The sequence below is a fragment of the Pseudomonadota bacterium genome (assembly GCA_016711215.1).
Classification (GTDB): Bacteria; Myxococcota_A; Polyangia.
Genome location: JADJTL010000002.1, coordinates 779,926 through 802,585 on the forward strand (window position 1 = coordinate 779,926; position 22,660 = coordinate 802,585).

Annotated in this window: 14 protein-coding genes; 6 read left to right on the plus strand and 8 right to left on the minus strand. The window is 69.0% G+C overall.

The genetic code is table 11. The features are described from left to right. Positions 1 to 60 precede the first annotated feature (60 nt). The 8 genes from IPL40_08235 to IPL40_08270 all read right to left on the minus strand — a co-directional run bounded on the left by IPL40_08235 (position 61) and on the right by IPL40_08270 (position 14,338). Positions 61 to 6,426 carry a hypothetical protein gene (locus IPL40_08235; GenBank protein MBK8481150.1) on the minus strand — a complete coding sequence of 2,122 codons (6,366 nt, stop codon included), beginning with the start codon at positions 6,424 to 6,426 and terminating at the stop codon, positions 61 to 63. Positions 6,427 to 6,856: 430 nt separating this feature from the next. Beyond that, on the minus strand, positions 6,857 to 7,078 hold the full coding sequence (locus IPL40_08240) for a transposase family protein (GenBank protein MBK8481151.1): 222 nt from the start codon (positions 7,076 to 7,078) through the stop codon (positions 6,857 to 6,859). Between the two features lie 159 nt (positions 7,079 to 7,237). Next, entirely contained in the window at positions 7,238 to 9,736 is a 2,499-nt protein-coding gene (locus tag IPL40_08245) for a sodium-translocating pyrophosphatase (protein MBK8481152.1), read from the minus strand. Positions 9,737 to 9,868: 132 nt separating this feature from the next. Continuing rightward, positions 9,869 to 10,297 carry an Hsp20/alpha crystallin family protein gene (locus IPL40_08250; protein MBK8481153.1) on the minus strand — a complete coding sequence of 143 codons (429 nt, stop codon included), beginning with the start codon at positions 10,295 to 10,297 and terminating at the stop codon, positions 9,869 to 9,871. A gap of 70 nt (positions 10,298 to 10,367) precedes the next feature. Continuing rightward, on the minus strand, positions 10,368 to 10,814 hold the full coding sequence (locus IPL40_08255) for an Hsp20/alpha crystallin family protein (protein MBK8481154.1): 447 nt from the start codon (positions 10,812 to 10,814) through the stop codon (positions 10,368 to 10,370). A 158-nt stretch (positions 10,815 to 10,972) separates the two neighbouring features. Further along, complete coding sequence (locus tag IPL40_08260) at positions 10,973 to 12,661, minus strand: Eco57I restriction-modification methylase domain-containing protein (GenBank protein ID MBK8481155.1); 1,689 nt, start codon at positions 12,659 to 12,661, stop codon at positions 10,973 to 10,975. Between the two features lie 3 nt (positions 12,662 to 12,664). After that, positions 12,665 to 13,402, minus strand: a complete 738-nt coding sequence (locus IPL40_08265; protein MBK8481156.1) for a restriction endonuclease — start codon at positions 13,400 to 13,402, stop codon at positions 12,665 to 12,667. A 117-nt stretch (positions 13,403 to 13,519) separates the two neighbouring features. After that, positions 13,520 to 14,338 carry a prolipoprotein diacylglyceryl transferase gene (locus tag IPL40_08270; GenBank protein ID MBK8481157.1) on the minus strand — a complete coding sequence of 273 codons (819 nt, stop codon included), beginning with the start codon at positions 14,336 to 14,338 and terminating at the stop codon, positions 13,520 to 13,522. A 335-nt stretch (positions 14,339 to 14,673) separates the two neighbouring features. Here IPL40_08270 and IPL40_08275 point away from each other — a divergent pair, with 335 nt between their 5' ends. The 6 genes from IPL40_08275 (at position 14,674) to IPL40_08300 (ending at position 22,377) form a co-directional block, all read left to right on the plus strand. Then, entirely contained in the window at positions 14,674 to 15,636 is a 963-nt protein-coding gene (locus IPL40_08275) for an ATP-binding cassette domain-containing protein (GenBank protein MBK8481158.1), read from the plus strand. Next, positions 15,633 to 18,581, plus strand: coding sequence for a Gldg family protein (locus tag IPL40_08280; protein MBK8481159.1), 2,949 nt, complete (start codon positions 15,633 to 15,635; stop codon positions 18,579 to 18,581). The genes IPL40_08275 and IPL40_08280 overlap by 4 nt, the downstream gene beginning before the upstream one ends. Position 18,582: 1 nt before the next feature. Beyond that, positions 18,583 to 19,653 (plus strand): DUF4340 domain-containing protein, encoded by a 1,071-nt coding sequence (locus tag IPL40_08285; GenBank protein MBK8481160.1) that lies wholly within the window; start codon positions 18,583 to 18,585, stop codon positions 19,651 to 19,653. A 215-nt stretch (positions 19,654 to 19,868) separates the two neighbouring features. Continuing rightward, on the plus strand, positions 19,869 to 21,035 hold the full coding sequence (locus IPL40_08290; protein MBK8481161.1) for a bifunctional methionine sulfoxide reductase B/A protein: 1,167 nt from the start codon (positions 19,869 to 19,871) through the stop codon (positions 21,033 to 21,035). 77 nt (positions 21,036 to 21,112) lie between these two features. Next, complete coding sequence (locus IPL40_08295) at positions 21,113 to 21,712, plus strand: nicotinamide mononucleotide transporter (protein MBK8481162.1); 600 nt, start codon at positions 21,113 to 21,115, stop codon at positions 21,710 to 21,712. Then, positions 21,709 to 22,377 (plus strand): ATP-binding protein, encoded by a 669-nt coding sequence (locus tag IPL40_08300; GenBank protein ID MBK8481163.1) that lies wholly within the window; start codon positions 21,709 to 21,711, stop codon positions 22,375 to 22,377. The genes IPL40_08295 and IPL40_08300 overlap by 4 nt, the downstream gene beginning before the upstream one ends. Positions 22,378 to 22,660 lie beyond the last annotated feature (283 nt).

Here is a 22,660-nt window from a genome sequence, read left to right on the forward strand (position 1 = left end):
TCGCGGAGCCGGGCGGGCTCTGCGGCTTTGCGCGCCCGGCCGCGAGCGAGCATCTCCGGCTCAGAGCGGGGAGTTGAAGCGGTAGATCGTGCCAGCAGAGGTGCCGACGTAGACCTTGGTCGCGTAGACGTCGTAGGAGGGGCTGCCGACGGCTGAGGCGCCATCACCCACCACGCGGCTGGTGACGACCGCACCCGTCGTCAGGTTCAGCTCGTAGAGCCGCCCATCGGAGGAGCCGACGTAGAGCCGGTTCTCTGCCGTCAGCACCAGCGGCGCGCTGGCCCCGGCGATGGCGGCGGCCGTCTGCCAGACATGCGCCCCCGCGCTGTCGATCATGCGCAGGTGGCCGTCCGCCGTGCCGAAGAGCAGTCGGTTCGCCAGCGCTCCGCTCCAGATGGCCACGGGCCCCGAGCTAATGGGGCTTCCCGCCGCACATTGCGTGGTGCGTCGCAGTGTGTTCGTTGCCACGCAGTAGACTTGGTCGCGCCCGCTGCCCGTCCACACGCTGGCTCCGTCCGACACCTGCAAGCGGAAGACGCGGCCCGCGTCAGCCCCGGCACCGGTGGCGAAGTAGAGGCTCGTCCGCGTGGCGTCGACGAAGGCAGGCGAGACGTCGCTGGCCCCCCGGTTGGCGCTCCAGAGCAGCGTTCCCGGCGTCGTATCGCCCGCGTCCACCGCCCACAGCGTCGAGCCGCCCGAGAGCTGGGTCGCCGCGATGAAGAGCTTCTTGGCGGTCGCGTCATGCAGCACGGCGCCGTTGATCTGCCCCAGGTTCTGCGTCGAGGTCGTGCCGTTGCACGCCCCGTTGAAGACCCAGCGACAGGCGCCGGTCTTGGCGTCGAAGGCGAACACCCGGTTGCGCACGCCCGACAGGTTGCGGGTCGGGAAGAACGCCAGGTTGCGCGTTGTCGAGATCACCGGCGCCGCGACCAGCGCGTCGCCGAGCGCCTGCGCCCCCGCCGCCCCGTTATTGCTATCGGTCGTCCAGCGTGGCGCGCTGCTCAGGGCATCGAACGCGTAGCCGAAGCCGTTCATCGTGGCCACGAAGAGCGTGGCGTTGCTCTCTCCCGCCAGCGGCACCGCCGGGCTGCGCCCGGCGATCGCCGCCGTCAGCGCGAGCGCCTCGTAGCGCAAGGTGCGGTTCTCGGGCTGGATGGCGTAGAGCGACCCGCTGCTATTGCCCGCGAAGACCGTGGCCGTGGCCGGGTTCGCGCTGGGCAGCAGCGCCGGGGGCGCGAGGCTCGCCGCCTCGGTCGCAAAGAGCACGTCGGCGGCCCAGTTCGGCGCCCGCTTGGCCACCACGCCGCCGGCGCCCACCGCGAAGGCGGTGTTCCAGTCGGCGCCCAGGCCTATGGCCTTGAGGCTGGCCGTCGTGCCGGCGTTTTCACCCAGCCAGGTGGCGCCACCGTCGACGGTGCGCAGCAACGTGCCGCTAGCGCCGGCGGCGTAGCCGTGCAGGGCATCCTGCCGGAAGCTGAGTGCGTAGAGCGCCGCCTGCACGCCCGAGCTCTGCGCGACCCAGCTCGTGCCGCCGTTGGTGGTCTTGAGGATCGTGCCGCCGTCGCCCGCGGCGTGGGCCGTCGACGCATCGACCGGCGCCACCGCGCGCAGCGCCACGCTCACGCCCGAGCTCTGGGGCGCCCAGCTCGTGCCGCCGTTGGTGGTCTTGACGATCGCGCCGCTGTCGCCGACGGCGTAGACCGTCGACGTATCGAGCGCCGCCGCGGCGCGCAGCGCCACGCTCACGCCCGAGCTCTGGGGCGTCCAGCTCGTGCCGCCGTTGGTGGTCTTGAGCATCACCCCGCCCGCGCCCACGGCCCAGCCCGTGCTCGCGTCGGCGAAGGTCACACCGTAGAGGGCAGCGCTCAGGCCCGAGCTCTGGGGCGCCCAGCTCGCGCCACCGTTGGTGGTCTTGACGATCGCGCCGCCGTCGCCGACGGCCCAGCCCACCTGGCCGTCCGCGAAGGCGAGGCCGCGGAGGGTCGCAGTCGTCCCCGAGGCCACGCTGGTCCAGTTCGCCCCCGCGTTCGTCGTCTGCAGCACGGCGCCATTGGCGCCCACGGCCACGCCCGCTATCGCGCTCAGCGGAAACGCCGCCGCCTCGAGGTCTCCGCTGACCCCCGAAGCGAGCGCCGTCCAGGCCGGCCCGCTGCAGGCGCCGCAGTCCGCCTCGCAGCTCGCGCAGCTCTCCGTGGCGTCGCACGTCGCGTTGGGACACAGCGGCGGCGAGACGCACTGAGAGCCCGCGTTACAAGTCAATCCCGACCCACAGCTCCCGCACGATCCGCCACAGCCGTCATCGCCGCATTGCTTGCCGGCGCAACTCGGCGTGCAGCCCCCGGCGCTGCAATCGCCGGCACACGTGAACGCGCTCTCGCCGGCGGCCGTATCGCAGCGCCCGTTGCCGCAGAGCTCCACCAGCGGCACCGGGGTTGGATTCGGGCAGTCCGTGTCGCAGTAGGGCAGGCTCTGCCTCGTGCAGTCGAGGAAGGGATCGCAGACCCCGTCGCCAAGGACCGGAGCGCAATCGTCGGCGCAGGTCGCCCGGTCGCGCTCACCGAGACTGCACTGCCCGTCGCCGCACCAGAGCACGGCTCCGATGCCGTCGTCTCCGAACCTTCCGAGCACCCCGTCGTCGCCGCGCCCCCAGCACCAGAGGGTGCCGTCGGTCTTGCGCGCGCAGGTGTGGCCAGCGCCCAGCGCGACCTCCACCACCGCGGTGCCGAGCGCCGACGCCCCGGCCCGCACTGGCGTCGTCCTGTTTGTGGTCGTACCGTCACCGAGCGGGCTGCCCGTTCCGTTCAAGCCCCAGCACCAGAGCGTGCCGTCGGTCTTGCGCGCGCAGCTATGGCTGCCGCCCAGCGCGACCTCGACGACCGCGCTGCCGAGCGCGCTCGCGCCGGTCCGCACCGGCGTGGTCTTGTTGAGGGTCGAGCCATCGCCGAGCGCGCCGCCGTAGTTGAAGCCCCAGCACCAGAGCGTGCCATCGGTCTTGCGCGCGCAGCTGTGGTGATCGCCGACCGCGACCTCCGCCACCGCGGTGCCCAGCTGACTGGCGCCCACTCGCACCGGCGTGGTCTTGCGCGTCGTCGTGCCGTCACCGAGTTGGCCGTATGAGTTGCCGCCCCAGCACCAGAGCGTGCCGTCGGTCTTGCGCGCACAGCCGTGGTAATAGCCCAGTTCGACCTCGAGCACTCCGGTGCCCAGCGCCGACGCCCCCGTCCGCACCGGCGCCGTCCTGAATACCGTCGTACCGTCGCCGAGCGCGCCGTCCCAGTTGTAGCCCCAGCACCAGAGCGTGCCGTCGGTCTTGCGCGCGCAGCTGTGGTGGATGCCCAGGGCGACGTCGACCGCCGCAGTGCCCAGCGCGCTCGCGCCGGCCTGCACCGGCGTGGTCTTGCTGAGGGTCGAGCCATCGCCGAGCTGGCCATAGGGGTTGTAGCCCCAGCACCAGACCGTGCCGTCGGTCTTGCGCGCGCAGCTATGACCTTCACCCAGCGCCACCCGACCGACGTTGGTACCAAGCTGCGCAACCCCGATGCGTACGGGCATGTCCCGGATCGTCGTCGTGCCATCGCCGAGTTGGCCGTACGAGTTGCGGCCCCAGCACCAGAGCGTGTTGTCGGTCCTGCGCCCGCAGGTATGCGCGGTTCCCAGCGCGACCTCGGCCGCGAGCGCGCAGTCGCTCGCACAGGTTTGCGGGGTTTCTCCAGCGGTGCACTTGCCGTCGCCGCAGCTCGGTGTGCGGCAGTCCTGCGGGCTCGTCGTGGGGGTCTCATTGACGCCGCAGAGGGCATCGCTCTCGTCGCAGCGCAGGGCCTGGGCCGCGACTGGCGTGAGGCTGGCGGCCTCTCGCGGCCGCCCGAGTTGGCCAGAACCGTTGTCCCCCCAGCACCAGAGCGTGCCGTCGGTCTTGCGCGCGCAGGTATGATCCCAGCCGAGCGTGACTGCGGCCACGGCGCTGCCCAGCGTCGCTGCCCCGGCCTGCACCGGCGTTGGACGCGGCGAGGAGATCATGCCGTCGCCGGTCTGTGCATGATCGTTGTCGCCCCAGCACCAGAGTGTGCCGTCGGTCTTACGCGCGCAGCTATTGTTGTGCTTGAGCACGACCTCGACCACCGCGCTGCCCAGCGTGCCCACGCCCGCCTGCACCGGCGTGCTCTTGGTGTTCATGGCCGTACCGTCACCGATCTGGCCGTAGTCGTTGTAGCCCCAGCACCAGAGCGTGCCGTCGGTCTTGCGCGCACAGGTGTGGTATTGGCCAGCGGCGACCTCGGCCACCGCGCTGCCGAGGGTGCTGGCTCCCGCCTGAACTGGAGTGAAGCGAGGGGTGTTCGTGCCGTCGCCGATCTGGCCGGAGTCGTTGTAGCCCCAGCACCAGAGCGTGCCGTCGGTCTTGCGTGCACAGTAGTGCTCGTAGCCACCCGCGACCTCGGCCACCGCGCTGCCGAGGGTGCTCGCCCCGACCCGGGTCGGCGTGCCCGCCACATTCGTCCAACACCACACCGTGCCGTCGCTCTTGCGGGCACAGCTGTCTTGGTAGCTGGTCGCGAGTTCCACGACCCCGGTGAGCCCCGGCACCTCGACCGCACGCCACTGTGGGCTACCAAAGACCCAATCGCTGGGCCATAGCCATTCGACATAGGAGCCCCAGCACCAAACGCTGCCGCCGGCCGTACGCGCGCAGGCTGTATCGGCTGAGACCGAGACCTCCAGAACGCTGCTCAGTGGGCTACCGTCGGCCTTGAGCACCCGCCGCGCGGTGTCGTTCGTGGCCATATCATTGCCGAGCTGGCCGCGGGCGTTGGAGCCCCAGCACCACACGGTACCGTCGGACTTCGCGGTGCAGGTGAAGTCGATTCCCGCGCTGAGCTGCCCAACGCAGCAGCTCTCGCCGGGCTGGCAGGTGGTCCAGCTCGGGCAGCGCCGCGCCGAGGCGTCACCGATGTTCATGCCGAGCACGGGCTGGCCACCGCCGCCGACCTTGAACACCGTGCAGCCGCTCGCCGTCTGCACCAGCGCTGGGTCGTAGTGCAGCCCCCAGTCCTCAGTCCAGGTACAGCCATTCGTCTCGTACCAGCTCGAGACGGTCAGGTCCTGCAGGATCCCGCCGCGGCTGTCGGGCAGCATCGCGCCGCTGGAGGCCATCTCCGGGTGGTCGAGGTACTGGTCGGGCAGCGCGCCGTTCTCGCACTGGTTGAGCTTGGCGACGTCGAACGCCTCGCCCCCCGTCACGTTGGCGTTGTTGTAGGGGCTGACCGCGTAGCCCGAGAAGTTCGTCGCCGTCTTCAGCGCCAGCGCCGCCAAGTAGTCGTCGGCCTTGCCCGTGTCGTTGGGGTTGAGGCCCCAAGCGTCGTTCAACGCGTAACCCGTGGCCGCGAAGGGGGCGACGATCTTCTCGGCGATCGAGCCGATGTGGCCCACGCGGAACTGGAAGTGCCGGTTCCAGGTGTTTCCGCCCCAGACGATCTCGCCGGCGTGGAAGGGCCGCGGCGAGTTGGTCCCCGCCTTGACCGCGTAGCCCGTCACGCCGCTGGCCAGCAGCCCCTTGCCGCAGCGGTAGCTCGAGGTCCCGCTCCCCGGGTCGAAGCTCTTGATGCACAGATAGCGAAAGTCCGTGGTGAAGGTTTCGAGCTGCCCGTTGCCGTTGGCGTCGGCCGCCTCCGGCCCGTTCGTCGGGCTGAGCAGGAACGGCCGGTAGCCTCGGTCGGCGCAGACCAAGCCGATGCCCGCATACACCTTGTAGCTCACCGGTGTCTCGCTCGTCCCGTCGCCGTCGAAGTCCTCGTCGATCGTCACCGTGAGCTGCGGCCCCGTCGGTTGCCCGTCCACCAGCTCGCGCACCATCTCCAGCTCGTCCTTCAACACGAGCCACCGCGGCAGCACCAGGTCGGCCGCGATGTCGTCCGCGGTGTCCCCCGGTGTGCCCCCGTCGAAGGTATACGGCAGCCGCGTCGGCGGGCAGAGCTGGTGGACCTGGTCGAAGGTGTAGTTGCCGAAGTCCGTGATCGAGGTCGACGGAATCGGCAGGTTTCCCGCGTCGACGCTGTTCATCGCGTTCATCGCGTTCATCGCGTTCATCGCGTTGACGCTGTTCATGGCGTTCATGGCGTTCATGGCGTTCATGGCGTTCATGGCGTTCATGGCGTTCATGGCGTTCATGGCGTTCATGGCGTTCATGGCGTTCATGGCGTTCATGGCGTTCATGGCGTTCATGGCGTTCATGGCGTTCATGGCGTTCATGGCGTTCATGGCGTTCATGGCGTTCATGGCATTGCCGGCGTTCGTCGCCGCACGCGCCTGCACCGCGATGTTCGGCGCGCGGGGGCCGCGCTCGTAGCCGCAGCCGGCCACCAGTCCAAGCAGCGCCATCATGCTGAGGAGCAGGTACGAGTTGCCGGCGCCACCGTGGTGTTTTTGTCGCATCACGAACCTCCGACTAGTAAGCGAGTCTACACTGCTAGCGCTATGCATGGCAATATATACGCAAGGCGACTTACCCACCGAAGCTCAATGCAATCCGGCGGTGCCCCACGGCTACGGTCAGTTCCGAAGCCGGTCCGTAGGCGTTCACGGCCCTCAATGCCGGCCTATCGCGTGCTGCACTCGGATCCACGGCACGGGTGCAGCACCAAGCACTCGCGCGGCGCACAGCCCGGACCTGGGAGGACCGGGAAACGAGACCGCGGGGCGCGAGCGCAGCGGTCTCGCGTTATGCGCCGGACTTGTAGGGGGTGGGGCGCCGAAGAGTCAGGCCTTTGCGGGGCGCGAGGCAAGTGCTGTCCCCGACTCGGGGCAGACGCCAGGGTGAGCGCATCTAAGCCTCAGGAAATCCAGTAGCGAAGACGTCGAAGACCTAGGTGCGGCTCCAGGCGGCGCGCTCCTCGGCGAACGTCTCGAGCGCCTCCCAACCATCGGCGCCGCAGATGGCCCCGAACCACGCCATCGTCAACACGTTGACCAGCGGATGAGCACGTGTTCGAGCCACACGCCGATCCGGAATCTCGGCGAAGACAGCGCGACCAAGGAATCGAGCCCGGGCGCCTTGGGGTAGCGTGCCATCGTCGCAATCGATCATGGAACGACACGCCCGTCGATCACCTCCTGCAAGTGATCGAAATGGATCGCGGTTAGATGCGCTCACCCTGGGGGCGCGGGTCAGGGTCTCGGGGCGGGCGCAGGCTGGCAGGCGCGGGGGAGCGTCCTCCCCCGGCGGGAGCGAGCGATCGACGGGCGCTCAGGCCGCCTTGGTCTCGACCTCGATGCGCATGCCGTAGAACGAGCGGTAGACGAAGACCAGTGCCACGACGAAGAAGGCCGCGGCTGCGCTTAGCCTGACGCTCGGCGCCAGCTCGATCGCCAGCTCGACGGCGAGCACGCCGAAGAGCGTGGTGAACTTGATGATCGGATTCATCGCCACCGAGGCGGTGTCCTTGAAGGGATCGCCGACGGTGTCGCAGATCACGACCGCCTCGTGCAGCGGGGTGCCCTTCTGCCGCAGCTCGGTCTCGACGATCTTCTTGGCGTTGTCCCAGGCCCCGCCGGCGTTGGCCATGAAGATCGCCTGGTAGAGGCCGAAGATGGCGATCGACACCAGGTAACCGATGAAGAAGTAGGACTCGACGCAGGCGAAGGCCAGCGTGATGAAGAAGACCGTGACGAAGATGTTGAACATGCCGCGCTGCGCATAGCGCGTACAGATCTCGACGACCTTCTTGCTGTCGCTGATCGAGGCGCGCTCGGAGCCGTCATCGAGCTTGATGTTGGCCTTGATGAACTCGACCGCGCGGTAGGCCCCGGTGGAGACTGCCTGGGTCGAGGCGCCGGCGAACCAGAAGATCACCGCGCCGCCGGCGATCAGCCCGAGCAGAAAGGGCGCGTGCAGGATCGAGAAGAAGTGGCCGACGCGCTCCAGCAGCTCGTTCATTTGCTCGAGCGTCAGCTCGCCCGCCAGCTCGCTGCCGGCGCTGCGTTTGGCCAGCAGCAGCAGAATCGAGAAGATCAGCGTCGTCGCGCCGACGACCGCAGTGCCGATCAGCACCGGTTTGGCCGTGGCCTTGAAGGTGTTGCCGGCGCCGTCGTTCTCCTCGAGGAAGTCCTTGGCCTTCTCGAACTGCGGCTCGAAGCCGAACTGCTGCTTGATCTCGGCAACGATGTTCGGCCGGGTCTCGATCGTCGACAGCTCATAGACGGACTGCGCGTTGTCGGTGACCGGCCCGTAGGAGTCCACCGCGATGGTGACCGGTCCCATGCCGAGGAAGCCAAAGGCGACCAGCCCGAAGGCGAAGACCGCCGGGGCCGACATCAGGTCGCCGAGACCCTGGCTGGCGACGCCGTAGGCGACGGCCATCAGCGCGAGCATGGCCAGCCCGAGCCAGAAGGCGCTGAAGTTACCGGCGACGAAGCCGGAGAGGATGCCGAGCGAGGCGCCGCCCTCCTTGGCGGCCGTCACGACCTCACGCACATGCCGGGACTGCGTCGAGGTGAAGACCTTGACCAGCTCGGGGATGATCGCGCCTGCGAGGGTGCCGCAGGTGATGATCGTCGCCAGCTTCCACCACAGCGTCGGGTCCTGGGCCGGTCCAAGCACCGGGATCAAGAGGTAGGAGACGAGGTAGGTCACGCCGACGGAGACCAACGAGGTCAGCCAGACCAGGGTGGTCAGCGGGGTCTCGAAGTTGAAGCGGTCGGCGTGCTTGAAGCGGGCCGAGGCGATCAGCGCATTGAGCCCATATGAGCCCGTGCTGGTGAGCACCATCATCACGCGCATGACGAAGATCCAGACCAGCAGTTGCACCTGGACCGCCGGGTCCTTGACCGCCAAGAGGATGAAGGTGATCAGCGCGACGCCGGTCACGCCGTAGGTCTCGAAGCCATCCGCCGTCGGTCCGATCGAGTCGCCAGCGTTATCACCGGTACAGTCGGCGATCACGCCCGGGTTACGTGCGTCGTCCTCCTTGATGTTGAAGACGATCTTCATCAGGTCGGAGCCGATGTCGGCGATCTTGGTGAAGATCCCGCCGGCGACGCGCAGCGCGGCGGCGCCGAGCGACTCGCCGATGGCGAAGCCGATGAAGCAGAAGCCCGCCAGATCGGCGGGCACGAAGAGCAGGATCGCCAGCATGATCAGCAGCTCGATGCTGATCAACAAGGTGCCGATGCTGATGCCCGCCTGCAGCGGAATGGCGTAGGTCGGGAAGGGCTTGCCAGCGAGGCTAGCGAAGGCCGTGCGCGAGTTGGCGAAGGTGTTGATGCGCACGCCGAACCACGCGACCGCGTAGCTCCCGGCGATGCCCACCAGGCTGAAGAGCACGATGATGATCACGTTGGCGGTGCCCACGGGCTTCAGCACGCCGAAGTAGACCACCATGATCACGCCGATGAAGGCCCAGAGCAGCATGATGAACTTGCCCTGCGTCAGCAGATACGTCTTGCAGGTCTCGTAGATCAGCTCCGAGACCTCGCGCATCGACTGGTGAACGGGGAGCGCCTTGACGCGAAAAAAGATCACCATGCCGAAGACCAGACCGGCGGCGCAGACGGCCAGCCCGGCGAGCAGCAGGTTGTGGCCGTTGATGCCGCCGAGGAAGGTCTGCTGGCTCAGGTCCGGCATGCGGATGTCGGCCTCGCTGGCCCAGGCTGCAGCGCTGGCCAGGAGCGGCGCGAGAGCCGCGAGGAAAGTGAGGAGCTGTCGGAGCCCGCGGGGGGCGACCGGCCGGTGCGGAGCAGATTTCATGGTGCCATTTCTCCATCAAGGGGGGGAACGGCGCGCATTCAAGCACCACGCGGGGCGAAGCTCAAGCGCTGAGTCAGGGGAAAGGGTGGCGGCCCGGACGGGGAGGGACGAGGGAGGGTATGCGTCAGCGCGCTAGCCAGCCTTGACTGCGACGCGGCGCGGTCGTAGCGCCTCCGTCTTGGGCAGGTGGAGCGTCAGCACCCCGCACTTGACCTCGGCTGCGACCTTCTCGGCGTCGACACCGCTCGGCAGCTGAAAGACGCGCCGATAGCTCGTCGCGCCGAACTCGCGGGCCAGCGGGGCCCCCGCGCCCGTGACCTTGCGCCGCCCCTCGATCAGCAGCTCCCGGCGATCGAGGTGCAGGTGCAGCCCGTCCTGCTGCACCCCGGGAAGGTCCGCAAGCAGCAGCCACTCCTGCTCGTTCTCATAGACATCAACCGGCGGCGCCACCCAGCGCTCCGCTTCGACCGTCTCCGCCGCGCGCTCGCCGCCACGTCCCGTTGCACGTCCCACCGCATGTCCCACCGCGCGTTGCTCGCGCGGGCTCAGCTCGTTGTTCATGGTCGTCGCTCCTTTCTTGCGGGCCCTTCCTGCGGGCCCTTTCCTGCGGGCCTTGATGGCCGCGCCCGGCCTAGCTCGCTCGAACCTTGATCTGTCGCGGTTGCGCCTCGCTGGCCTTCTCCAGGCTGACGGTCAGGACGCCGTCCTTGACGGTCGCCGCGACCCGCTCTGGATCGATCTTGCAGGGCAGCGCCAGGCTGCGACTGAACTCGATGCTGCTCCGTTCGCGCCGGTGCACCGAGTAACCCTTGGGCGGCGCGACCTGCCGCTGGCCGCTGAGGGTCAGCACGTCCTGATTCAGCGTCAGCCCGATCGCATCCTCGGCTAAGCCCGGCACCTCGGCCTCGAGCACGAGCTTGCTGCCGTTATCGTAGAGGTTGAGCGCGGGCCAATCACCGCCATAGAAGCCCCGCTCCTCGGTCGGACGATTGTAGTCCTCGAACAGGCGGTCCATTCGTCGCCGGTAGTCGTCCAAAGCGGAGAACGTCCGGTCGAACTCATTCCAACGCGTCCACATGACCCACCTCCTTTATTTCGGCCGCGCGGGCGCCGGGAGCCAATCCCGGGCACCCGTGCCAGCGACCACATCACGCCCCCTTCGGTAAGTCGGTCAGCCATGATGTCAACCGCGGGGAGCCCGCGCGAGGGCCGAGCTCGGCACTGCGCTCGGGCGGCCTACGCGCGAGTGTCGACGAACTCGAAGGGTGGAAGGACGTCGAGCTGATAGGCTCGCAAGGCCAGCGCGTCGATGCGCACGAAGTCGCGGCGCTCGAACGCAGTCGCCAAGGCCTGGGCTAGCCGTGGCTCGATGGCGCTCGGCGCTGGCAGGCGAATGCGCCGCAGGTATTGCGCTTGAAAGCGCAGGTACCCGCCGCGCATCTTCACGGCGTACGACCAGACGAAGAAGAGCGCCACGGTCGAGCTGAGGAGCGCCCCGAGCACCCGCAGGTCCCAGGCGGTGGAGGTGACGAAGTACAGGTTGTGGTGCGGATGAAAGCGCCCCTCGTCGAGCACCACCTGGTTCGAGCCGGCGATGTCAGGGATCAGCAGCTTGGGCACCGGCACGAGCTCGGGATAGACGCGATCAATGGTGCGGAACCAGCGCTGAGGGTTGCTTCGAGCGACGTGCCGCGCTCGCACTGCCTCGCTGTGGCGGGCGAGATAGCGCCCGAGCCGGGGGTAATCCGCGAGGTCGATCAGCCCGGACCCCGGCCGAAAGGTGTTGATCACGAAGCGCTTGGCATCGCGGATGCCACCCGCCACGAGGTCCTCGCGCAGCACCAGCGGCACCAGGCGATCGGCCTCAACGTCCGCCTCCGACCCGACGATATAGACCCTGTCGTTTCCGGTCGCGACGCCGATGCGCACCCGCGTGTCACCCGTTTCGAGTGGGGCGAGGCGAGCCTCAAGCTGGCGCAGCGTCGCCAGGTGCTCCGGTGAGCTGAGGACCCATGGCTCGTCGCCGCGGAACCACGATTCGTACGCGACCGCTGCCCCGTCGGAGCAGCCTTGATCCAGGGTCTTCAACGCCTCGAGCGTTGCCTGGCACTCGTCGGGCGTTGCGGTCTTGAGCGCGGCAACCTTGACGCGGGCGACCTTGCCCCGCCCGATCGAGAAGATGGCTGGATAGGCAATGACGGCGGACTCGAAGGGGGACGCCTGGTGCAGGTCAAGGTAACAGCGCACCCCGAAGGCCTCCGTCACCAGACGCCGCAAGGGTGCGCCGTACTTGTTGAGGGTCCAGCGATCGGCACAGACGAAGGAGAGGACGCCCTCAGGGCTAAGGAGCTTCAGCGCGCGCTCGATGAAGGCAACGTAGAGGTCGGCGCGATCGTAGATCGACGAGAAGCGCCGCCGGTACTCCTGTTGGAGCACCGGGGCGAGCTGCTCGATGCGGACGTAGGGGGGGTTGCCGACGATCACATCGTAGGCCGGTTGCTCCCGGGCGAGCAGGAAGTCACCCTCGATGACCCAGGCTGCGGCGAGCCGCTGCGCGACGCCACGCTTGACCCCGTGTGCAATCAGCAACGCGCTCACGGCGCGACGCGCGATCGCGACCTGCTCCGGATCGATATCGTAGGCTCGGATGGCGGTGCTGAGCTCGGAGGGATCGCGTCCGTGGCGGCCTGCGGCCTGCAGCAGGCGCTCTGCGGCCGGCAACAGGAAGGCGCCCTGTCCGGATGCCGGCTCGAGGAGGCGCAGCTGCGCTAGGTCGCGGTCGCTGGTGTAGCCTGCTAGCTCCAGAATCAGGTCGACAACATGGGGCTTCGTCAGCACCACGCCATGCGTCTCTCCCGACGCGCGAAGGCCGACGCGATAAGCCTCGCTGGGCAGTGAGGCCGGCAGATCGATGGTGAGTTGCATGCGCTAGAGCCGCGCCAGATAGGTCGCAGCGTGGCCAGCGAGCCCGACGAGGAGGCTACGCATCGAGAGCAGGGGGCTTGGTTCCGTGAAGTCACCGCCCCGACCGCCCGCCTCGGTCGCCAGGACCAGAGCGCCGCCGTCGTAGTGTTTCTCGAGCAGGAGCTTGCGCAAGAGCAACTCATAGCGCTTGGCGTAGGATGCGTCGCGGAAGTCCGGAAAGACGCTGAAGTGCGGTTCGGTCACCGCAACCGGCCTTCGGGAGGCCGGGCAGTCCTCGAGGAGGAGCGCCAGGCCGACCCATGGGCGCGGTCGGTCCGCCCCGAAGGCACCCTCGCGGTAGGCGGTCCACAGGTCGCTGGCGTTCCCCAGCGCCTCCTCAGTGCGGTTGTTGAAGTTGTTGCCGAAGGACGGCCCGCGCTGCGACTTGAGCTCCAGGGCGGCGATCAGATGGCCCTCGTGGACGACGATGAGATCCCAGGTCTTGGTGGCCCTAAAGAAGCCCGGGAGCTCGCGGTTCTGCTGCGCGAAGATGCTCGCGTCCGGGAGACCGTTCTCCACCAGCACCCAGCGTGCGAGATCGCAGAAACCGTCCATCTGCTTGCCACCCGTGACCCCAGAGCGCCGGCCGCGATCCGATGAGGGTCCGGTCCCCTGTTTGGCGGCCTGCCAGTCGAGGCAGCGCCAATAAGACGCAACAGCCCCGCGAAGCCGGTCCTCGAAGCTGGGCACCTTTGCCTGCACGGTGGGCATCATGACAGCACTTCGTTTTCGACGGTAGCGCGGTCTGGTTGCCTTCCTCCCGCTGCGCGCCGTCGCTGGGGGGCCCGGGTGGTGCTTCGCGGGGCGTAGCGGTTGGCGCTAGCGAGGGCCGCTGTCGCCGGGTCGAGCACCCTCGTGCGGTGTCCCCCCAGTGGGTGGCGCTGCGGGCCCCGGTGCGGGCGGGCGCAGCGCACGCACGAGCAGGCCCGCGCCGAGGAAGAAGCTGAGGACGGCGAAGTACTGACCGGGCGTCAGGCCCCAGTAGAGGCGGTCGGCGGTGCGTAGCCAGTCGAGGCCGAAGCGCAGGGGCGAATAGACCAGCAGCATCAGGGCGCAGAAGAAACCCGGCCCGCGCTGCACGCGGCGCAGGGCGTAGAGCAGGGCGGTCAAGAGCAGGGCGACGAACAGCTCGTAGAGCCCGAGGTTGTGGTGGACGACGCCGGCGCGGTCGGCCATGCCGAGCCAGAAGTCGGTGGGCAGGCCCTTATGGTCGAAGACGATCGTGCAGCCAAGGCGCCCGAGGATCCACGCGGGCACGAAGCCGAAGACGATCGCGTCGGCGTAGCGCAGCGCCGAGACGCCGTGCCGGTGAAAGAACCACCAGGCTGTGGCCACCCCGCCGAGGATGCCGCCGAAGGAGGAGATGCCGCTCCAGACGGCGATCAGCACGAGCGGGTCCTCGAGGATCTTCTCCGGGAAGTAGAAGACGACCGAGACGACGTGAGCGACGACGAAGCCGATCACCGCCATCCAGACCATGCCGTCGGCGCAGAGCTCTGGATCGAGCCCGACGAGCCGCGCGCGCCGCCGTCCGAGCCAATAGCCGACGGTCACCGCCAGCGCGACGAGCACGCCGAAGGGCTCGATCGGCAGCACGCCGAAGAGCTTGTAGCTCGGGATGAAGAGATTGGGCAGCACTTGGGTCTCCGTCGCTCCCTGGGGGGCGCTTCGTCTACGCCGCGCGCGGCCCCGTGCGGCCCTGAGCGCCCCGAGTGGCCGCCGCTCTCGATCGAAGGCTCGATCGAAGGGAGGTTGAATCCACCGGCCACCCGATGGTAAACGAGCCCGCCGGCGCGGGCGGGGGCGCGCGAGCAGCGCCTGAGCGCTCGCGCGTTCGGCCACGGGTTAGTTTGGCCACGGGTTAGTTTGGGCCAAAGTTCGGGAGCGCCGCTCGTCCCCGGGAATGAACCCGCGCGCGGCGTGTTGAGTAGCACGCCACGCCCAGGGCGGCATAGGGCCTAGAGAGGACGCCAATGATCGAAGCAAAGAGCCTGAGCAAGAGCTACGAGCAGGTACCGGCCCTGCAAGACGCCAGCTTCAGTATCGGCTCCGGTGAGGTGGTGGGCCTGCTTGGCCCCAACGGCGCCGGGAAATCGACGCTGATGAAGATCCTCACCGGCTACCTCCATCCCAGCGGGGGTTCGGCGGTCGTCGAGGGCATCGACGTGCTGGCCGACCCGCTGGCGGTGCAGCGGAGCATCGGCTACCTGCCGGAGAACGCGCCGGTCTACCCGGATATGGTGGTCCAGGAGTACCTGCAGTTCGTGGCCGACCTGCGCCAGCTCGGCGCCGACGAGCGCGGCGCGTTGATCGGCGAGGCCGTGCGGCGCACGGGCCTCGAGCATCACCTCGTGCGGCCGATCGGCCAGCTCAGCAAGGGCTACCGGCAGCGGGTCGGGTTGGCGCAGGCGATCCTGCATCGACCGCGCGTGCTGGTGCTCGATGAGGCGACCAGCGGACTCGACCCGAACCAGATCGTCGAGATCCGCGCGCTCATCAAGAACCTCGCCAAGCAGGCGACGGTGCTGCTCTCCACGCACATCCTGCCCGAGGTCGAGCTGACCTGCGAGCGCGTGCTGGTGATCAACGAGGGCCGCGTCTGCGCCGACGCCCGCCTCGATGCGCTGCGCGCCCGGGACGTGGCCGTCGCCCGCATCGACGCCCAACCCGATCAGGCGCGACCCGCGCTCGAGCGGATCGCCGGCGTCAGCGAGGTGCGCTCGGGCGCTCGCGCCAACGGCTTCACCAGCTTCCGCGTGACCGGCTCCGGCGAGCATGGCGCCCTCTGCCCCGCCATCTATGACGTCGCGCGCCAGCAGGGCTGGCGTCTCGCCGAGCTGCGCGACGATCCTCAGACGCTCGAGTCAGTCTTCCGCAGCATCGTCGAAGGACGCGCGCCCGCCGGCGCGTCGGGCGAAGCAGGAGCAGCAGCATGAGACAGATGCTCTCGATAGCGCGCAAGGAGCTGCGCGCGTACTTCCTCTCACCGGTGGCGTTGATCTTTCTGGCGACGTTCCTCTTCGTCGTGCTCTTCGTCTTCTTTTGGGTCAAGCCCTTCTTCCAGCGCAACCTGGCCGACGTGCGGCCGCTCTTCGAGTGGCTGCCGGTGTTGCTGGTCTTCCTCGTCGGGGCGCTGACGATGCGGCTCTGGAGCGACGAGCAGCGCAGCGGCACGCTCGAGCTGCTGCTCACCTTGCCCGTTCGCACCAGCCGCCTGGTGCTCGGCAAGTTCCTCGCCGGCCTGGCGCTCGTCGGCGTGGCGCTGGCGCTGACGATCGGCCTGCCGCTCAGCGTGTCGTGGCTCGGCGATATCGACTGGGGGCCGGTCTTTGGCGGCTACCTCGCGGCGCTGCTGCTCGCGGGGGCCTACCTCGCGATCGGGCTCTGCATGTCGTCGGCGACCGGCAACCCGATCGTCGCGCTCTTCCTGACGATCGGCGCCTGCGGCGGGCTCTACCTCGTCGGCTCCGATCTGGTGGCCAACTACGCGGGCAATCGCCTGGCCGAGCTGCTGCGGCTGATCGGCACCGGTAGCCGCTTCGAGAGCATCGGCCGCGGCGTGCTCGATCTGCGCGACATCCTCTATTACGTGACGCTGATCGCGGGCTTCCTCTTCCTCAACGTCGTGCTGCTCGAGAGCAAGCGCTGGAGCCGCGGGGAGAGCACCCGGCCGCGGCGGCGGGCGCTCAAGCTGAGCGCGGCCTTGGTCGTGGCCAACCTCCTGGCCCTCAACGTGGCGGTCGCCGCGGTCGGTGGCGCTCGACTCGACCTGACCGAGCGCGGGGAGTACAGCATCTCGCCGGTGACGCGCGGGATGCTGAGGGGGCTGACCGCGCCGCTGGTCATCCGCGGCTACTTCTCCGCCAAGACGCATCCGCTGCTGGCGCCGCTGGTGCCGCGAATTCGCGACATCCTCGCCGAGTATGCGGCGCTTGGTGGCAAGCAGGTGCGGGCCGAGTTCATCGACCCCCAGGAGAGCCCCGCCGCCGAGAAGGAGGCCAACGAGGACTTCGGCATCAAGAGCATGCCCTTTCAGTTCTCGAGCCGCCACGAGGCCGGCATCGTCAACTCCTACTTCAGCATCCTCGTCAAGTACGGCGACAAGTACGAGACGCTGGGCTTCGAGGATCTGATCGAGGTCAAGGTCACGGGAATGCGCGACATCGAGGTCAAGCTCCGCAACCTCGAGTACGACCTGACGCGCGCGATCAAGAAGGCCGTCTACGGCTTCAAGCCGCTCGAGGAGCTCTTCGCGCGGCTGGCCGAGCCGGCGCGGCTGACCTTCTATGCCACGCCGAAGACGCTGCCCGAGAACCTGCGCGCGCTGCCCGAGCGCCTGGCCAAGGTGGCCGGCGAGCTCGGCAAACGCGCCGGCGGCAAGCTGATCTTCGAGCAGGTGGACCCCAGCGGCAGCGATCAGCGGGCGCTGCGGCGCGAGCTGCTCCAGAAGTACGGCATTCGGCCGCTGGCGGCCTCGCTGCTCTCCGGCGAGTCCTTCTACCTGCACTCCGTGCTGCGGGCCGGCACGCGCGAGGAACCCCTGTTCTTCGCGCCCGAGCTGGGAGAGGCCGAGCTGCGGCGCGAACTCGAGGCGGCGCTCAAGCGCGTCGCGCCCGGCTTCCTCAAGACCATCGGCCTGGTGACGACGGCGCCGGCGAGCCCCCAGCCGCGCAACCCGATGATGCAGCAGCAGGAGCCGCCGCAGCAGCCGCAGTATCAGCTGCTGCAGCAGCGCCTCGGCGAGGGCTTCACCGTCAAGAACACGCCCCTCACCGATGGGCGCGTGCCTGGCGACGTCGACGCGCTGCTGGTGGTCGGCGCCGAGAACCTCGACGACAAACAGCGCTTCGCGATCGACCAGTATCTGATGCGCGGCGGCGCGGTGATCATCTGCGCGGGGGCCTATGGGCTGCAGCTGGGCCAGTACGTCGAGGGCCTGACCGCTCGGGCGATCGAGACCAAGCTCGAGCCGATGCTCGCAGCTTGGGGTATCGAGCTGCAGAAGAAGCTGGTGCTCGATCCGCAGAACGAGGCGCTCCCTGTCCCCGTGGAGCGCAACGTGATGGGGCTGACGATCCGCGACGTGCAGCTCCTCCGCTATCCCTTTTGGGTCGATGTGCGCTCGAACGGCATGGCCGAGGGTAGCCCGGTGGTCGGCGGTCTGCAGGGGGTCACCTTGCAGTGGGTCTCGCCGCTCAAGCTAAGCAAGCGCGAGGGGATCGAGGTCACGGAGCTGCTCAGCTCGAGCGCCGAGGCCTGGACCCAGGAGACGGCCGCGATCCAGCCCGACTTCGCCCGCTACCCGCAAGGGGGCTTCGGCCAAGAGGCCTCCTCGGGGGTCGGCCGGCAGGTGCTGGCCGTCACGGCCAAGGGCGCCTTCGTCAGCAGCTTCAAGGGGCAGACGAACCCGCTGCTGGCCGGCGCTGAGCCAAAGGAGGCCGAGGCTGCCCCGAGCGCGGTGGCGAGCGGTGATAAGAGCGCCGGGGTGATCGAGCAATCCCTGCCGAGCGCGCGCCTCGCGGTGGTCGGCAGCGCCGACTTCGTCCGCGATCCCGTGCTCAACCTCTCGCGCCAGACCGGCTCGGATCGCTTCACCGGCAATCTGCAGCTGGTGCAGAACCTGCTGGACTGGGCGGTCGAGGACGTCGACCTGCTGAGCATCCGCTCGCGCGGCGCCTATGCCCGCACGCTGCGACCGCTGGAGTCGGGGGCGCAGTCGACCTGGGAGGGCGGCAACTACGCGTTTGTCGCGCTGGCGCTCGGAGCGATCGTCGCGCTGACCCTGCTGCGGCGGCGCACGCTCAAGCCGATGGTCCTGCCTGGCGGCGGGGCGGGTCGGAGCAGCGCGGGCGCCGGTGATGCCGGTGCGAAGGAGGCTTGAGATGAGCAAGGCCAATCGCATCTTGATCGGGCTTTTTGCCGTGCAGCTGGCGATCATCGCGGGGACGCGGCTGCTCGGTGGACCTGCGGCTACCGTGGCGCCGCGCAAGCTCCTGCCGGACCTCAGCGCCGCGACGCTCGAGCGGCTCGAGATCGCCGATGGGGAAGCGCATCGTGTGGAGCTGGCTCGCGAGGGCGGGCAGTGGGTGCTGGCGAGCGGTGGCGGCTATCCGGTGACCCAGAGCAAGGTCACCGAGTTGATCGGCAAGCTGAGCGCGCTGACGGCAGCCGAGCCGGTCTCGACCCAGCCAGAGCATCAGCACGCGCTGGAGGTGGCCGCCGATAAGTTCACGCGGCGGGTCACCGTGACGCCGAGCGCCGCGGGCGCGAAGCCGACGACCTTCTTTCTTGGCACCTCGCCGGGCGTGAAGAAGGCTCACTTCCGCTTCGCGACGGAGCCGCAGACCTACGCCGCGAGCGAGCTCTCGAGCTGGGAGATCGGTGCGCAGCCGAGCGACTGGATCGCGCCCGAGTACTTCAAGGTCGAGCGCAAGGACGTGGTCGCGCTGACGCTGATCAACGCCAACGGCAAGATCGAGCTGCACAAGGGCCCCGACGGCAAGTGGACGCTCGCCGATATGGCGAAGGGCGAGACGGTCAACGAGGGCGAGGTCGAGTCGCTGCTCGGTTCGGCCAGCGCCGTCAACATCGACCAGCCCGTCGGCCAGAAGGTCGAGCCGGCCTTCGGCCTCAACCCGCCCAAGGCGCTGCTGACGCTCGTCACCTCTACGCCGGCAGCGACGCCGGCAGCGACGCCGGCAGCGACGCCCGCGGCCGCTGCTCAGCCCTCGCCCGCCCCGGCGGCGGTTGCAGCGCTGGAGAAGACGTTCGTGCTGGGGCTCGGCGCCAAGGATGGCGACCGCTACTACGCCAAGAGCGAGCAGTCGCCCTTCGTGATCAAGATCGCCTCCTGGAGCGGGGACCTCTTCTTCAACAAGAAGCGCGCAGACCTGCTGGCGAAGCCGCCGGAGCCGCCGGCGGCGGCCAAGGGCAAGCCCGGCGCCGCGAAGTAACGCCCCCAGTCCGCCTCTCCCAGTCCGCGCCCCTACAGCCAACGCGGCGCGCGCTTCCTCGATCTGCAGCCCGATCGCCTCGAGGTCCTCAACGCCGGACGCCGCCGGCTTGGCGGCAGACCGTCGACCGTCCTGCACGCGAAGCTGACCTTCCCCTTTGCCCAATGCTCGACCTGCGGCCATGCTTATCCAGCCCTGAAGACGGAGCCAACGGAATGTGGACCAGTGAGCGTCGCGCCCGGTGGTCGCGCAAGCGGCTGCCGCTGGGCTTGGCCGCGGCCGCCTTGGTGGCCACGCTAGCCCTGCTGCTGTGGCCGGTGCGGCCGGCGCCGCGGGCGCTTCCCGCGGCGGGAGGAGAACGCAAGATGGGAGCCGATGAACGCTACACGAAACCGAGCGCTGCAGAGCTGCAGCGCACCCTCAGCGCGGAGCAGTATCGCGTGACGCAGCAGGAGGGCACCGAGCCCCCGTTCCAGAATGCCTATTGGGACGCGCACGCGCCTGGCATCTACGTCGACGTGGTGACGGGGGAGCCGCTCTTCAGCTCGCTCGATAAGTTTGATTCGGGAACGGGCTGGCCGAGCTTCAGCAAGCCGATCGAGGCCGCGCGCGTCGCGCAGCGGGAGGATCGCAAGCTCGGCATGCGTCGCGTCGAGGTGCGATCGCGCGCGGGCGAGAGCCACCTCGGCCACCTCTTCGAGGATGGGCCCGGCCCCGGCGGGCAGCGCTACTGCATCAACTCGGCCGCGCTGCGCTTCATCCCAGCCGAGCGGCTGGAGGCGGAAGGCTACGGTCGCTATGCGTCGCTCTTCGCGGCTGCTGCGGCCCCGGTGGCCCCGGTGGCGCCGGTGGTTCCGGCGGCCCCAGTGGCCCCGGTGGCGACAAGACGCGAGCCCGCGGTCGAGGTGGCCACCTTCGCCGGTGGCTGCTTCTGGGGCGTCGAGGAGCTCGTGCGCCAGCTCCCCGGCGTGCTGCAGACAGAGGTCGGCTACAGCGGCGGGACGACGGCGGCGCCGCGCTACGAGGACGTCAAGCAGGGGCGCACGGGGCACGCCGAGGCCGTGCAGGTGCGCTTCGACCCGCAGCGGCTGAGCTACGAGCGGCTGCTCGGCTTCTTCTTTCGCTTGCACGATCCGACGACGCTGAACCGCCAGGGCAACGATGTCGGCACGCAGTACCGCTCCGTGATCTTCTTTCACTCCGAGGAGCAGCGCCGCGTCGCCGAGCGCGCAAAGCAGCAGGTCGACCGCTCCGGCAAGTGGTCGCGTCCGGTGGTCACCGCGATCGTCGCAGCCAGCAGCTTCTATCCGGCGGAGGACTACCACCAGGACTACCTGGTCAAGCACCCCGACGGTTACACTTGCCACTTCCTGCGCGACTGAGGCGCTGCCCTCGGCGCGCGCGTCCGCTGCGATAAACGCCGGGCGGGAGCGCAGCCCGTCGCGTACACTGCCGCGCGATGCTCAGCTTGGCCTTCACGCTCTTCGGCGCCGACGTCAGCTGGCTCGAGCTCGTGGCCTTCGTCTTCGCGCTCGGCTGTGTCAGCTGCAACGTGATCGAGCTGCATTGGGGCTGGCCGCTGGCCATCGTCGCCAGCGTGCTCTATGCGTGGCTCTTCTTCAGCAGTCGGCTCTATGGTGACGTCGCCGTCCAGGCCTTCTTCTTCGGCTCGTCGATCTGGGGTTGGCATCGCTGGTTGCTCGGGGGCGGCACGGAGAGCGCTCCCACGCGTTTGCGCGTGGCCCGGCTGAGCGGGCTGCAGCGCGCCGCGGTCGCCCTGGGCTGGCTCGCGCTCTGGCCCGCCTTCGGCGCCCTGCTGGCACGCTTCACCGACTCGGACGTGCCCTACTTCAACGCGCTGCCGACCGTGGGCAGCGGCATCGCCCAGGTGCTGCTCGCGCTCAAGTATGTCGAGACCTGGCCGGTCTGGGTCGTGGTCAACGTGGTCAGCACGGTGCTCTATGCGAGCAAGCAGCTCTGGCTCACCAGCCTGCTCTACGTGATCTTCGCTGGCCTGGCGCTGACGGGCTGGCGCCGCTGGCAGCGGAAGCTCCCATGAGCGCAGCGGTGCATCGTGTCGCGATCGTCGGCGCCGAATGCGTCGGCAAGACCACGCTGGCGCGCGCCTTGGCGCAGCGCCTGGGCGGGCTGTGGGTTGGGGAGTATCTGCGGGAGTTCTGCGACCTGCTCGGGCGCACGCCGCGGCCCAACGAACAGGCCGAGATCGTCGCCGAGCAGCTTCGCCGCGAGCAGGCTGGCGAGGCCGCCGCGCGCGCAGCCGGGCTCGGCTGGCTCTTCGTCGACTCGGTGCCGCTGGTGACCGCGGCCTATAGCGAGCTGTTGTTCGCCGAGGTCTCGCTGCACGCGGCTGCCCTGGCGCACCACGCCCGCTACCACACGACGCTGCTGCTGGCGCCGGATCTGCCCTGGGTGGCGGACGGCATCCAGCGTGATGGCCCGGCGGTACGGGCGCGCTTCCACGCGCTGCTGACGCGGGCGCTGGAGGTCGCCGGGCTGCCCTACACGCTGATCACCGGCAGCGGCGCAGCCCGCGAAGGGGCGGCGGAGGCGGCCTTGCGCTCCGGGCAGCAGGCGGCTCAGGGCCACGCCGCCGAGCCTCAGGGGGCGGCCTGCCAGCGCAGCGGGGTCCCAGATTTTGTCGAGGAAGGTGTTGGGGAAGCGCTGAAGGTCCGCGGCCGTGAAGACCAGGCCGAGCCGGTGTAGCGTCGTCACGAAGCCGATGTCGATGTTGGCGTGGGAGGTATCCTCGATCGTCGCTGGTCGCGCGGGGTCCTCAGCGAGCAGGGCGTCGGCGTAGCGCCAGACGTAGCGCTGAGCCTCGGGCGCAGCGACGAGGGCGGCCTTGAACGCCCGCCCCAGCTGTTCGGCGCGGGTCCTGTAGAGCGTGTTGCCCGTGAGCTCGAAGAGCAGGGCGACGAAGCGGCCAAAGGCGAGGTATTGATCGTGGGGCAGGGTCCGCGCGCCCAAGGCGCGGACAGCATCGATC